The organism is Streptomyces sp. Tu 3180 (assembly GCF_009852415.1).
GTDB lineage: Bacteria > Actinomycetota > Actinomycetes > Streptomycetales > Streptomycetaceae > Streptomyces.
Genome location: NZ_WOXS01000002.1, coordinates 1373336 through 1386280, shown reverse-complemented (window position 1 = coordinate 1386280; position 12945 = coordinate 1373336). Strand labels below are relative to the sequence as shown.

General features: G+C 75.4%; 11 protein-coding genes. 5 read left to right on the top strand and 6 right to left on the bottom strand.

Annotated elements, in window-relative coordinates; genetic code table 11:
- Positions 1–111: 111 nt before the first annotated feature.
- Positions 112–975, top strand: a complete 864-nt coding sequence (locus tag GL259_RS07085) for a phosphatidylinositol-specific phospholipase C/glycerophosphodiester phosphodiesterase family protein (protein ID WP_159530262.1) — start codon at positions 112–114, stop codon at positions 973–975.
- A 102-nt stretch (positions 976–1077) separates the two neighbouring features.
- Positions 1078–1272, top strand: coding sequence for a hypothetical protein (locus GL259_RS07080; protein ID WP_159530260.1), 195 nt, complete (start codon positions 1078–1080; stop codon positions 1270–1272).
- A 64-nt stretch (positions 1273–1336) separates the two neighbouring features.
- Here GL259_RS07080 and GL259_RS07075 read toward each other — a convergent pair whose 3' ends face one another.
- The 3 genes from GL259_RS07075 to xylB form a co-directional block, all read right to left on the bottom strand.
- Positions 1337–1732 carry a luciferase family protein gene (locus GL259_RS07075; RefSeq protein ID WP_159530258.1) on the bottom strand — a complete coding sequence of 132 codons (396 nt, stop codon included), beginning with the start codon at positions 1730–1732 and terminating at the stop codon, positions 1337–1339.
- Positions 1733–1974: 242 nt separating this feature from the next.
- Positions 1975–3183, bottom strand: coding sequence for an ROK family transcriptional regulator (locus GL259_RS07070; protein ID WP_159530256.1), 1209 nt, complete (start codon positions 3181–3183; stop codon positions 1975–1977).
- Between the two features lie 96 nt (positions 3184–3279).
- The gene (gene xylB / locus GL259_RS07065; protein ID WP_159530254.1) at positions 3280–4734 is read right to left on the bottom strand and encodes a xylulokinase; all 1455 of its coding nucleotides are present in this window, start codon (positions 4732–4734) and stop codon (positions 3280–3282) included.
- 114 nt (positions 4735–4848) lie between these two features.
- Here xylB and xylA point away from each other — a divergent pair, with 114 nt between their 5' ends.
- Together xylA and GL259_RS07055 are read left to right on the top strand one after the other, a co-directional pair.
- The gene (gene xylA, locus GL259_RS07060; protein ID WP_159530252.1) at positions 4849–6015 is read left to right on the top strand and encodes a xylose isomerase; all 1167 of its coding nucleotides are present in this window, start codon (positions 4849–4851) and stop codon (positions 6013–6015) included.
- A gap of 342 nt (positions 6016–6357) precedes the next feature.
- Positions 6358–6804, top strand: a complete 447-nt coding sequence (locus tag GL259_RS07055) for a hypothetical protein (protein WP_159530250.1) — start codon at positions 6358–6360, stop codon at positions 6802–6804.
- Positions 6805–6837: 33 nt separating this feature from the next.
- Here GL259_RS07055 and GL259_RS07050 read toward each other — a convergent pair whose 3' ends face one another.
- Positions 6838–8106 (bottom strand): SWF or SNF family helicase, encoded by a 1269-nt coding sequence (locus GL259_RS07050; protein WP_159530248.1) that lies wholly within the window; start codon positions 8104–8106, stop codon positions 6838–6840.
- Entirely contained in the window at positions 8103–10913 is a 2811-nt protein-coding gene (locus GL259_RS07045) for a DEAD/DEAH box helicase (RefSeq protein WP_243762268.1), read from the bottom strand. The genes GL259_RS07050 and GL259_RS07045 overlap by 4 nt, the downstream gene beginning before the upstream one ends.
- A 331-nt stretch (positions 10914–11244) precedes the next feature.
- Between GL259_RS07045 and GL259_RS07040 the strand changes: the two genes are divergently transcribed.
- Positions 11245–11427: a hypothetical protein gene (locus tag GL259_RS07040; protein WP_159530246.1), complete on the top strand. Its 183-nt coding sequence runs from the start codon at positions 11245–11247 to the stop codon at positions 11425–11427.
- A gap of 4 nt (positions 11428–11431) precedes the next feature.
- On the opposite strand, the gene GL259_RS07035 is transcribed toward GL259_RS07040, so the two are convergent.
- Entirely contained in the window at positions 11432–12817 is a 1386-nt protein-coding gene (locus tag GL259_RS07035) for a tannase/feruloyl esterase family alpha/beta hydrolase (RefSeq protein ID WP_159530244.1), read from the bottom strand.
- Positions 12818–12945 lie beyond the last annotated feature (128 nt).

Genomic DNA, 12945 nt, shown 5'->3' with positions numbered 1-12945 from the left:
ACGGCACTGCTTCTTGGCCTCACACGGACCTCATACTCTCCTCCAGTCCCGCATTCGCCCGACCGGGCGGTACCCCACCGTTCCCGTACGGCCCCACCAGGGAGGCAGAGCATGGCCCTCACCACCCGTCGCAGAGCCCTCACCACCCTCGGCACCGCCCTCGCCGGCTCGGTCGCGCTGCCCGCGACCCGGGCACCGGCCGGCGAACGCGGACCCCACCCGCGTCCGTTGTGGCGCGCCCACGCCCACAACGACTACGAGCACCCGCGCCCCCTCCTCGACGCCCTCGACCACCGCTTCGGCAGCGTCGAGGCGGACGTCTTCCTGGTCGGCGGCCGACTCCTCGTCGCGCACGACCCCGAGGACCTCGACCCGTCCCGCACCCTCGAATCCCTCTACCTCGAACCGCTCGCCGCCCGCGTCCGGGCCAACCGCGGCTCCGTGTACCGGGGTCACCGGGGACCGCTCCAGCTCCTCGTCGACCTCAAGACCGAGGGCTCGTCCACCTACCTCGAACTCGACCGCCGGCTGCGCCGCTACCGGCACCTGTTCACCACCTACGCGCACGGCCGGGTCCTGCCCGGACCGGTCACCGCCGTCGTCTCCGGCGACCGCGCGGCCCGCGGCCCCATGGAGGCCCAGCGGGTGCGCCGCGCCTTCTACGACGGCCGGCTCGCCGACCTCGGCGGCCCGGCGCGGTCCTCCTTCATCCCGCTGATCAGCGACAACTGGACGCTCAACTTCACCTGGCGGGGCGTCGGCGCGTTCCCCGACGCCGAGCGCCGCAAGCTGCGGGACCTCGTGGGCACCGCCCACGCCCGCGGTCAGAAGGTGCGGTTCTGGGCCACCCCGGACCTCCCGGGGCCCGCGCGGGACGCGCTGTGGGGCGAACTGGTCGCCGCGGACGTCGACTTCCTCAACACCGACGACCTCGCAGGGCTGGAATCCTTCCTCGACGCCCACCGGAGGGCGTGACACCACACGTTCGGAGGACAGGTCAGCCGCCCGGACGAACCCTCCGCTACGCCACACTTGCGGCCGAACGCCGCGAAGCGGACGTGGCGGAGGAGGTTGACGATGGCCGTTTCCATCTCTGTGGTGCTGCTGCTCTCGGTCCTGGCGGTGATCTTCCTGCGCAACGGCGGGCTGAAGATCTCCCATGCCCTGGTCTGCCTGCTGCTCGGCTTCTACCTGGCCAGCACCAGCATCGCCCCCACCATCCACAGCGGCCTCACGGCGACCGCGGACATCGTCGGCAGTCTGCGGCCGTGAGGCCGGCGGGACGGTCCCGGGGGCCGCTCCCGGAGGACCGGTCCCGGAAGGCCGGGCGGGCGGCTCAGCGGTCGGTCACCGGGTCGCGCGGCAGCACGGTGACCCGGTGGAAGTTGCACCCGGCCGCCGTCGATCCGGCGGAGCGGGGCCGGGCCTGGTGGGCCTTGAGGGCGACGCTCACCAGGCTCAGCAGCAGGTCGACGTCCGTGGTGCAGTCCAGGTGCACCGTCACCCAGCACGAACCCGGGACCAGTTGTATCGCGCTCGACCCGCCCAGGTCGTAGTGGAAGCGCTGGATGGCGCGCTGGGTGAGGTGGAGGTCCACGTCCCGGGCGGAGTGGAAGTGGACGATCTCGTCACGGCTGGTGCGGAGCGCCTGCCCCGTACCGCAACCCGCCGGACAGACCGTGAGATCGGGCCATGTCCCCAGCCGTTCCATGGCTCGCTGCGCCGGTGTCATGCGCTCATCGTCGCCTGCTCACCGTGCGGAAACCAGGAGTTGAGCGATTCGTAATCGAGAGGTGAAGTACCGGGGCCGCCGGCCGCGGTCACGCCGCGGCGGGCGAGGGCCTCGTGCGACCCCGTGACCCGGCACGGCGTCCCCGTCCCCGTGCCCGGCCGCGGGGAACCCGGGGAGAGGACCGGGCGGGGCTGACGGCGGCGGCCGCCCCGCTCCCCGGCGCCCATGGGCGGCCGGCCGTCTCAGGTCCGCCCGGCGACGGCCGCCGGATCGTCCAGGACCCCCCGCACCACCGAGTGCGCCGCGCCCAGCAGCGGTCCCTCGGGACCCAGCGCGGACACGGAGACGGGACAGACCGGTCCCGCCGTACGGCGGGCCAGCTCGGACCGCAGCGACGGCAGCAGCCAGGGCGCGAGCCCGGACAGCGCGCCGCCCAGCACGACGCCCTCGGGGTCCAGCAGATTGACCGCCCCGGTCAGGGCGATGCCGAGCGCCGTTCCCGCGTCGTGCAGGGCGCGCCGTACGTCCGCGTCGCCCTGCTCGGCGCGGCCCGCGAGCACGCCGACGCGGTCCTCGCCCGGCTCCAGGCCGGCCGCGCGCAGCACCGCCTCCTCGCCGGCGTACTGCTCCAGGCAGCCGCGTCCGCCGCACGCGCACCGCGGTCCCTCGGGCCGTACCGGCACATGGCCCAACTCGCCCGCGAAACCACGGTTCCCGCGCAGCAGCCGCCCGTCCACGACCACCGCGGCACCGATGCCGATCTCGGCCGACACGTGGAGGAAGTCCCGCAAGGTCCCCTCGCCGAGCCAGAGTTCGGCGAGCGCGCCGAAGTTGGCCTCGTTGGCCACGGTGAGCGGGAACCGGACCGGCAGCAGTTCGCCGAGGTCGGTGTCGTGCCAGCCGAGGTTCGGGGCGCGTACGACGGTCCGGGCGTCGCGCGCGACCAGACCGGGCACGGCCACGGCGAGCCCCGCCGGCCACAGGCCCTCGGCCTCCGCCTCGGCGACGACCCGGCGGACCAGCCCGGTGAGGTCCCCGAGCACCGACTCGGGGGAGCGGTCCCGGTTCGCCACCTGCCGCACCGCCCGCGAGCGGACGCGTCCGCGCAGGTCGACCGCGCAGACCGCGAGGTGGTCGACGCCGACCTCGGCGCCGATCCCCGCGGGGCCGCGCCCGCTGACGGCGAGCGCCGAGCCGGGACGGCCCACGCGTCCGGGGCGCTCGGGGCCCAGTTCCTCCAGCAGCCCCGAGCGGATGAGCTCGTCGACCAGGGTGGAGACCGCCGCGCGGGTCAGCCCGATGCGCGAGGCGACGGCGGCCCGGGACAGCGGTCCCTCGGCGCTGACGGTGTGCAGCACCCGCGAGAGGTTGCGGCGGCGCATGCCCTGCTGGGTGTCGGGCAGTGCGCGCCCCGGACCGGCCGGGCCGGCCTCGTGCAGCGGTGTGCTCATTCCTCCGTCAGTCCTCGGTCTCTGCGTCGTCGTCCCGTGCCGTCGGTCCCTGCCGTCGGCACGGTGCCTTCGGGGGCGGTGTCCGCGGTCCGCGCGTCACACGGCCTCGGGGGCGCGCTCCAGCAGCGGGGCCGCGTCGGAGAGTACCCCGGCGATCCTGGCCAGCGTCTCCTCGTCCCGCTCCACCGCCTCCAGCACCGGGCCCGCCGCCGTGTTCCACCGCCGGGCGACCGCGGCCGGGTCCTCCCCGGTGAGCAGCCCGGCCGCCTGCGCCGCCGCACCCAGCGCGACGAGTTCCCTGGCCTCGGGCACCTGCACGGGCCGTCCCGACAGCCGCCGTACGGTCTGCTGCCAGGCCGTGCCCCGGGCGCCGCCGCCGATCAGCAGCAGGGGCGACGACGGATCGGCGTCCTCGTCGTCCTCGCCGAGCACCAGGTCCAGCGCGCCGAGCAGGGAGTACACGGCGCCGTCGTAGGCGGCCTGGAGCAGCTGGCCGCCGGTCGTGTCGTGGCGCAGCCCGTGCAGCAGGCCGGAGGAGTGGGGGAGGTTCGGGGTGCGCTCGCCGTCCAGGAAGGGCAGCAGCGTGACGCCGGGACCGGCCTCGACGGCCTCGCGGTCCAGGCCCAGCAGGCTCGCCACCCGGTCCACGGCGAGCGTGCAGTTGAGCGTGCAGGCCAGCGGCAGCCAGTCGCCGCGCGCGTCGGCGAAGCCCGCCACGGTGCCGGTCGGGTCCGCCGGCCTGCGGCGCGACACGGCGTACACGGTGCCCGAGGTGCCGAGGCTCATCACCGGCGTGCCGGGGCGTATCCCGAGGCCCAGCGCGGCGGCGGCGTTGTCGCCGGTGCCGCACGCCACCAGGGTGCCCTTGGAGAACGGCAGGTCGTGGCCGTCGCGCACGGTCCCGGCCACCTCGCCGGGCCGCACGACACGGGGCAGCAGTGCCGGGTCGAGCCCCACGTGCGCGAGGATCTCCTCGTCGTAGGCCTCGGTCGCGGAGGCCCACCAGCCGGTGCCGGAGGCGTCGCCGCGGTCGGTCGTGCCCTGGCCGGTGAGCCGCTCGGTGAGGTAGTCGTGGGGGAGCCGGACGGCCTTGGTGGCGCGGACCGCCTCCGGCTCGTGCTCCGCCAGCCACGCCCACTTGGTGACCGTGAAGGAGGCCGCGGGCACGCTTCCGGTGCGCTCGGCCCAGAACTTCGCGCCGCCCAGCTCCTCGATCAGCCGGCGGCCCTGCGGCGCGGACCGCACGTCGTTCCACAGCAGCGCCGGACGGACCGGCTCGCCGTGCTCGTCCAGGGTGACCAGGCCGTGCTGCTGCCCGCCGATCGACACGGCGGCGGCCTCGTGCGCCGCCTCGCCGCACTGGCGCAGCGCCTCGCGCAGGGCGTCCCACCACTGGCGCGGGTCGCTCTCCCGGCCCGCCCCGGAGGTCACCGTGTGAGGGGCCTGGCCGCTCGCGACGACCCGGCCGGTGGCCACGTCGACGACCAGTGCCTTGGTGGACTGCGTGGACGTGTCCACGCCGACGACGAGCGGGCCCTCGGCTGCTGACATCGGTCTCTCCCTCTTCCGCGGCTCAGCGGGGTGAGTCTCTTCCCAGAAATGTTCCTGCATACTAATTTGTAAACCGCCATGACGAAATAGTCTCAGCGAGCAAGGAGCCGCGGCATGAGCTACCAGCCCACCCCCGAGGACAGGTTCACCTTCGGACTGTGGACCGTCGGCTGGCAGGGACGGGACCCCTTCGGCGACGCCACCCGGCGCGCCCTCGACCCGGTCGAGTCGGTGCGCCGCCTGGCCGAGCTGGGCGCCTACGGCGTCACCTTCCACGACGACGACCTCATCCCCTTCGGCTCGAGCGACAGCGAGCGGGAGGAGCACGTCAAGCGGTTCCGCCAGGCGCTGGACGACACCGGCATGAAGGTGCCGATGGCCACCACCAACCTGTTCACCCACCCGGTGTTCAAGGACGGCGGCTTCACCGCCAACGACCGCGACGTGCGCCGCTACGCGCTGCGCAAGACCATCCGCAACATCGACCTCGCGGTCGAGCTCGGCGCGCAGACCTACGTGGCCTGGGGCGGCCGGGAGGGCGCCGAGTCCGGCGGCGCCAAGGACGTGCGGGTCGCCCTCGACCGCATGAAGGAGGCCTTCGACCTGCTCGGCGAGTACGTCACCGCCCAGGGCTACGACATCCGCTTCGCCATCGAGCCCAAGCCGAACGAGCCGCGCGGCGACATCCTGCTGCCCACCATCGGCCACGCCCTGGCGTTCATCGAGCGCCTGGAGCGCCCGGAGCTGTACGGCGTCAACCCGGAGGTCGGCCACGAGCAGATGGCCGGGCTGAACTTCCCGCACGGCATCGCGCAGGCGCTGTGGGCGGGCAAGCTGTTCCACATCGACCTCAACGGCCAGTCCGGCATCAAGTACGACCAGGACCTCCGCTTCGGCGCGGGCGACCTGCGGGCCGCGTTCTGGCTGGTGGACCTGCTGGAGTCGGCCGGGTACGAGGGCCCGCGGCACTTCGACTTCAAGCCGCCGCGGACCGAGGACCTCGACGGCGTGTGGGCCTCGGCGGCCGGCTGCATGCGCAACTACCTGATCCTCAAGGAGCGCGCGGCGGCCTTCCGCGCGGACCCGGAGGTGCAGGAGGCGCTGCGCGCGGCCCGTCTGGACCAGCTGGCCGAGCCCACCGCGGCCGACGGCCTCCAGGCCCTGCTCGACGACCGGTCGGCGTTCGAGGACTTCGACGTCGACGCCGCCGCCGCGCGCGGCATGGCCTTCGAGCGCCTCGACCAGCTGGCGATGGACCACCTGCTGGGGGCCCGGGGCTGAGCTCCGGACGCGAGGGGCGCGGTCGCACCGGCGACCGCGCCCCTCGCGCGGTACCGCCCGTGGCGGGCTGCCGTCCGTGCCCGCTCGGCGCGGGGCGCGTCCGTCCACCCGCCCGGCGCGCGGTGGGCCCGGTCACGGCCCGGCCCGGCGTGCGGGACGCGCCTGGTCACGGCCCCGTTCGGCGCGCGCCGGTGCCATGTCCGCGCCCCGCGCGTGCCGACGCCGTACGGGCGTGCCTCCGCGCGGAGTACGCCGGAGTCATGGCGCCCGTGCCCTGACTCCGTATCAAGTTCCCCGCGGCGTCCTCGCGCCGGGCCGGGATCCGCGGCGACCATGGCGCGTATGGCCACGCCACCCGTACCGCCCCAGCCGCCGCCCGGCCCGCCGGGTGACACACCGCCGCCTCCGGGCGGCCGCTTCGGACCGCCCTCCCACGGCGGTGCGCCGCCGCCCCGGCCGCCCGGCGACCGGGGCGACCCGGGGCGCGGTCCCGGCGGGCGCAGGGTCCTGTTCGTCCTGCTCACCGTGATCGCGGCCGTCGTCGCCGTCTTGCTCGTCGTGCTGACGGCGTCGGGTGACGACGACCCGGAGAAGGAGCCCGCCGAGAGCGGCACGGCCACGGACGGCCTGCCCGGCCCGTCGCTGGACCTCCCCTCCGGGTTGCCCAGCGGTCTGCCGAGCCGGCTGCCGTCCGGTCTCCCGACCGAACTGCCGTCCGGCTTCCCCACCGAGCTGCCGAGCGGGCTCGAATCGCTCCTGCCGTCCCTCGGGGACGTGGATCCGCCCTGACCGAACGCGGCACCCGGCGCGCCCGCGGTCCGCCTACTCCCCGCCGGCGCGCTCCGCCGTCGCGAGGGCCGTCGCCGGATCCGGGGCGGGGCCGCCCGCCGGGAGCCAGCGGCCGCGTTCCTCGCGGTACGGCCACCACCGGCCGTCGCGGCCCAGGCGCAGCTGGACGGGCGCGCCGACCACCGTCCAGCGGTTGGCCCGGGACCGGAACACCGGTCGTTCGTCCTCGGACCAGGCCGTCTCCAGGGCGGCCCGCGCGCGTGCGAGGTCCTCGCCCCGCACCGTCCACTCCTCGTCGAGCACGGCCAGTGCCGCCGCACCGCCCTGCCGCCAGGCCCGTACGGCCACGGCCAGTCCCTCCCCGCCGCGCCCCGACCCCTCGGCGAGCCGCTCGGACACCGCGCGTGCGGGCTCCCCGGCGGCCAGCCGTACCGCGTCCACCGCCACCGTCGGCTCGGGCTCCACGGGATGCCGTTCGTGCCCTTCCCGCAGCGCCTCCGCCAGCAGGCGGTGGGCCCGCGCGGCGGTCCGCGCGGCCAGGAACTCCAGCGCGGACGGATCGCTCCCGGCAGCCGGCGCCGTCTCCGTGTCCAGCGACGGCGGGATTCCCGGTTCCGCGGGGAGCGCGGGAGGGCCGGGCAGCGACGGCAGGATGTCCCCGGCGGCGTACGCCTCGGCCGGGTCCACGCCCTCCGGCCGGGCGGGCCGGCCGGCGCAGGCCGCGTCGCGCGTCCGGAGCGCGTCCAGCAGGGCGCCTTCACCGCGTCCCCGCAGCAGCAGCAGGACGAACGGGTCCCGGTCCAGCAACCGGGCCACCTGGTAGCAGAGCGCCGCCGTGTGGCCGCAGTGGTCCCAGGCGCCGCAGCCGCACTCCGGCTCCAGATCACCCGGGCCCGGCAGCAGTTCCACCCCGGCCGACTCCGCGTCCTCCACCAGGTGCGCCGGCATCTCCCGGTCGAGCAGCGCCGCGACGTGCCCGGCCCGTTCGCCGGTCATGTCCAGGAAGCGGTCCCACTGCTCCGCGGACAGCTCCTGCAGCAGGACGTCCGCCCGGTGGGCCGTTCCGTCGCGGTCCTTCACGACCGCCGTGACGCGTCCGGGCCGCACGGACACCGCGCCGACCGCTCCCGCGCGCGCGAGCCCGCGGCCCGCCTTGAGCTGCCCGGAGTCCAGCGCCGTGCCCTCCAGCGCCGTCAGCCAGGCCCGGCCCCACCACGTCCGCGCGAAACCCTGCCCCCGCGCGGGCGGCAGCGCGGCGAAGGTGTGCTCCACGTCGGCCCCGTCACCGTGGTACCGGGTCATCGCCGTCCCCCTCGCAGTTCGACCAGATCCGCCAGTTCCTTGTCCGTCAGCTCCGTGAGCGCCGCCTCACCGGAGCCCAGCACCGCGTCGGCCAGCTCCCGCTTGCGGACCAGCAGCTCGGCGATGCGGTCCTCGATCGTCCCCTCGGCGACGATCCGGTGCACCTGCACGGGCCGGGTCTGGCCGATGCGGTACGCGCGGTCGGTCGCCTGCGCCTCGACGGCGGGGTTCCACCAGCGGTCGTAGTGCACGACGTGCTCCGCGCGGGTGAGGTTCAGCCCCGTGCCCGCCGCCTTCAACGACAGGAGGAAGACCGGGACCTCGCCGTCCTGGAAGCGGCGCACCATCGCCTCGCGCTCGGCGACCGGCGTGCCGCCGTGCAGGAACTGCGCCGGCACACCCCGCGCCGCCAGGTGCCGTTCCAGGAGCCGGGCCATCCGCACGTACTGCGTGAACACCAGGACGCCGGCCCGTTCGGTGAGGACCGTGTCGAGGAGTTCGTCCAGCAGCTCCAGCTTCCCGGACCGCCCGGCGACCACGGGCCGCTCCTCCTTGAGGAACTGCGCCGGGTGGTTGCAGATCTGCTTCAGGCCGGTCAGCAGCTTCACGATCAGCCCGCGCCGGGCCATGCCGTCCGCGCCGGCGATCGCGGCCAGCGCCTCGCGCACCGCGGCCTCGTACAGCCCCGCCTGTTCCGGGGTGAGCGACACGGCGTGGTCGGTCTCCGTCTTCGGCGGCAGCTCGGGTGCGATCCCCGGGTCCGACTTGCGGCGGCGCAGCAGGAACGGCCGTACCAGCCGGGCCAGCCGGTCCGCGGCGGCCGGGTCCTGTCCGCCCTCCACGGCGTCCGCGTACCGCCTGCGGAAGGTGCCGAGCCGGCCCAGCAGCCCGGGCGTCGTCCAGTCGAGGATCGCCCACAGCTCCGACAGGTTGTTCTCCACCGGCGTGCCGGTGAGCGCCACGCGCGCGCGTGCGCCGATGGAACGCAGCTGCCGGGCCGTGGACGAGTACGGGTTCTTCACGTGCTGGGCCTCGTCGGCGACGGCCATCCCCCAGGCGACCTCGGCGAGGCGGGGCGCGTCCCTGCGCATGGTGCCGTAGGTGGTGAGCACGAACGTGCCGTCGGCCAGGTCCTCCAGCGCGCGCCGCGCCCCGTGGAAGCGACGCACCGGGGTACCGGGCGCGAACCGCTCGATCTCCCGCTGCCAGTTGCCCATCAGCGAGGTCGGGCAGACCACGAGGGTGGGCCCCGCCGACGAGGGGTCGGTCTGCCGGTGCAGGTGCAGGGCGATGAGGGTGACGGTCTTGCCCAGGCCCATGTCGTCGGCGAGGCAGCAGCCCAGGCCCAGGGAGGTCATGCGGACCAGCCAGTCCAGGCCGCGCCGCTGGTAGTCCCGCAGCGTGGCGGCGAGGGCGGCCGGCTGCGCGACCGGTTCCCGGGCGCCGGGCTCCGCGAGCCGGTCCCGCAGCGCCGCCAGCCACCCGGTGGGGCGCACCTCGATCAGGCTGCCGTCGACCTCCACCGAGCCCGTCAGGGCCGCGCCGAGCGCGTCGACCGGTGCGATCTTGTGGTCCTGGCGCGCCCGGGCGCGCCGGACTTCCCGGGGGTCGACCAGCACCCACCGGTCGCGCAGCCGCACCAGGGGGCGGTTCGCCTCGGCGAGCCGGTCCAGTTCCTCGCGGGTGAGGGGCCGGTCGCCCACGGCGAACGACCAGTCGAAGGCGAGCAGCGCGTCGGCGGACAGGAACGACGGCCCTCCGGGGAGGCCGGTCCTCCCGGGCTCCGGCCCGTCGTCCGCGGGCCCGATCCTCGCGCGGGTGGTGAGTCCGCGGACCGGCTCCCGGGGCCAGTGCACGTCGACGCCCGCGCCGGCCAGCGCCCGGGTGCCCTCGCCGAGGAGTTCGGCGACCTCCTCCTCGGCGAGGTCGACCGCGTCCGGCACGGCCGCCGACAACAGGGGCGCGAGCGGGGCCCAGGCCCGGACGGCGCGTCGCAGCGCGAGCAGGGCGTCCATCCGCGCGCGGGGGCCGAAGGCGGTGTCCGGGGCCCCGGCCCACACCTCGGCGGCGTCCGCGACGAGGGCGGGATCGCTCACGTCGTGCATCTGGAGCACGGCCCGGAACGACACGTCCGCGCCGTCGGACGTGTCGTCCGCCGCGTCCGCCGGCCCGCGCATCTCGATCCGCAGGGAGAGCCGTACGCCCGCGTCGTGGCCCGCGGCGACGTCGGCGGCCCAGGCCCGCAGCCCGGGCAGTCGCTGCGGTTCCGGTACCGCGAAGGCCGGGGTGCCCGTGACCAGGTGGGCGGCGGGGGAGCGGGGGAGGGCGTCGGCGACCGCGTCGAGGAAGGCGCGCAGCAGCCGTTCGGGGTCGGGCAGGCGCGGCGGCCCGGTGCCGTCGAGCGGCGCGGCGTGTGCTTCCGGCGGCATGGCGGCGGCGAGCCGGCGGACCGCCTCGACGTCCTGCGCGTCGAGCGGGCCGACGCGCCAGGCGTCGTGGTCGTCGGGGGACAGGCCGGGCAGCAGCAGACCGCGCGCCACCAGGTGCAGGGCCTGCACGGCGGCGGCCCCCCAGAACCGTGCCGCGCGGTGCCCCGCACCGCCGGCCCGGGCACGCGTGAGGAGCGGGAGCGCGGCGGGCACCGGCACCAGGGTGGCGGGCACGCGCACCGCCTCGACCCCGTCGTCGCCGGGCACGACGACGGTCAGGCGGCCGGCCGACGCCGTGTCCACGACGGGAGGAGCCGAACCGTCGGGCCGCCAGAAGGCGATCCGGCCGGTGCGGGCGGGGTCACCGGGAACGAACACGGCCGGACAGCCGGCCAGCCGGGAGTGTACGGAGGAGGACGCCGGGGGAGTGGTCTGCTCAGCGATGACAAGTCCTCAAATTTGACTACTGAAGTCGGAGTCGCCGAGGGTACCGCATGAGCGGCGTCGACCGGGTATGCCTGCGGTGTGAGACGGGTCACCATGAAGGCGTCGTCGTGAGCCCTCCTCCAAGGGAGGCCCCGGCGGGCCCTCCCGAAGACCCTAGGGGGCGCACCTCAGGGGCGTCTCAGGGTCGCGGTCCGGAACCGCCGAAAGCGCGGGCCCGTTCTCACGACAGAGAGCGGCAGTGGCCGCGAAGGAGGCGACACTCATGTCGAAGAACGCCAAGATCGCCGCGGGGGGTGTGGCGGCCGGGCTCGTCCTGCTCATCTGGCTGCCCTGGTGGGCCGCGCTTCTGATCATCCTGGGAGTCCCGGCCGCCGCGTACCTCACCCTGGACCCCTCGCAGCGGCGCAGGCTGCGCCGCGTCTCGCGCAAGGAGCTGGGCCGCTGAGGCGCTACCGCGCCACCGCCCCACCGGCGTCCAGTGCGCAGGAGTCGACCACGTCACCCTCCGCGGGCCGCTCGACGGTCCGGTCCGCGGGGGGCCTGACCCCGCGTTCCACCCAGGCCACCAAGGCGTCGAACGCCGACCGGTGACAGGGCAGGATCGGCCGCAGCCGGTCCGGGTGGGTGTCGTACAGCCCGTCGGCGTGCGTGCCGCCTTGCACCGTGTAGTAGCGGTGCAGCGCACCCCGCCCGGCCGTGTCGATCATGCGCGCGTACACATCGGAGTCGGTGGCTTTCGGCAGCAGCGCGTCCAGATCGCCGTGCAGGGTGATCAGCGGCCGGCCGATGCGCCCGGTCAGCGACACCCGGGCCACGGCGCGGTGCACGGAGTCGGGGCGCGAGGCGAAGTCGTAGGCGGCGTCGGAGGCGCACGGTGCGAGGACCTGCTCCGTCGTCGACCCCGCGGAGGGGCCGGGGCATCCGGGGTCGTAGGCCGGGTCGAACTCGGCGCGGTAGATCTTCTGCGTGATTCCCCAGTAGACCTTCTCGTGGTACGGCCACAGGAACTCGGAGCCGCGTGCGAAGCCCGCCGCGTACATGTCCTCGTCCCCGGCCGTGCCGGACATCCGGGCCACCGCCACCGGCAGGGAGGTGAGCGGGTGGTGCCCGTCGGCCGCCCACAGGGTGCCCTCCCAGTCCACCCCGCCGTCGTACAGCTCCGGGTGGTTCTCCAACTGCCAGCGCGTGAGGTAACCGCCGTTGGAGATGCCGGTGACGTACGTGCGGCGCGGGGCGTGCCCGTAGCGCTGCGCCACCGCGCGCCGGGCCGCCCGGGTGAGTTGCGTGGTCCGGGCGTTCCACTCGGCGACCGCGTCACCGGGCCGGGTCCCGTCACGGTAGAAGTCGACCCCGGTGTTGCCCTTGTCGGTCGCCGCGTACGCGTAGCCCCGGGCCAGCACCTGGTCGGAGATCGCCTCGTCCGTCGCGTACTGCTTGCGGTTGCCGGGCGCGCCGGTGACGACCAGCCCGCCGTTCCAGCGGTCGGGCAACCGGATGACGAACTGCGCGTCGTGCCGCCATCCGTGGGTGGTGTTGGAGCGGGAGGAGTCCGGGAAGTAGCCGTCGATCTGCACACCGGGCACCCCGGACGGCGACCGGGTGGCCGCGGCGGTCAGACCCGCCTGGTCGGCCATGTCGGTGTACGGGGTGCCGGCCAGCCCCGTGGTGGTCAGGTCGGGCAGACAGGCACTGCGCTGATGGGCGGCGCCGGGCACGCGCACCCGTTCCTGGTGCGCGCAGTGGCCGTCCCCGGCCGCACGGGCCGGGGACGGGGCGGTCAGGGCCGCCGCCGCGAGGGCGACGGCGAGCAACGGAACACCACGGGACGGACGCATGACGGCCTCCGGGAGGACGGACGGAAGAGGGGTACGGGGCTGCCCCATGGTGAGGTGCGACCGCGCCGTCATCGATGGGTTGGGGCCCTATGGAACGACACCTGCGCGTAGGGGGTCACCACATGCCG

What these genes read in the sequence shown, in the direction of transcription:
- GL259_RS07085 (WP_159530262.1), top strand. Translation starts at nt 112, where the DNA reads ATGGCCCTCACCACCCGTCGCAGAGCCCTCACCACCCTCGGCACCGCC.
- GL259_RS07080 (WP_159530260.1), top strand. Translation starts at nt 1,078, where the DNA reads ATGGCCGTTTCCATCTCTGTGGTGCTGCTGCTCTCGGTCCTGGCGGTG.
- GL259_RS07075 (WP_159530258.1), bottom strand. Translation starts at nt 1,732, where the DNA reads ATGACACCGGCGCAGCGAGCCATGGAACGGCTGGGGACATGGCCCGAT.
- GL259_RS07070 (WP_159530256.1), bottom strand. Translation starts at nt 3,183, where the DNA reads ATGAGCACACCGCTGCACGAGGCCGGCCCGGCCGGTCCGGGGCGCGCA.
- xylB (WP_159530254.1), bottom strand. Translation starts at nt 4,734, where the DNA reads ATGTCAGCAGCCGAGGGCCCGCTCGTCGTCGGCGTGGACACGTCCACG.
- xylA (WP_159530252.1), top strand. Translation starts at nt 4,849, where the DNA reads ATGAGCTACCAGCCCACCCCCGAGGACAGGTTCACCTTCGGACTGTGG.
- GL259_RS07055 (WP_159530250.1), top strand. Translation starts at nt 6,358, where the DNA reads ATGGCCACGCCACCCGTACCGCCCCAGCCGCCGCCCGGCCCGCCGGGT.
- GL259_RS07050 (WP_159530248.1), bottom strand. Translation starts at nt 8,106, where the DNA reads ATGACCCGGTACCACGGTGACGGGGCCGACGTGGAGCACACCTTCGCC.
- GL259_RS07040 (WP_159530246.1), top strand. Translation starts at nt 11,245, where the DNA reads ATGTCGAAGAACGCCAAGATCGCCGCGGGGGGTGTGGCGGCCGGGCTC.
- GL259_RS07035 (WP_159530244.1), bottom strand. Translation starts at nt 12,817, where the DNA reads ATGCGTCCGTCCCGTGGTGTTCCGTTGCTCGCCGTCGCCCTCGCGGCG.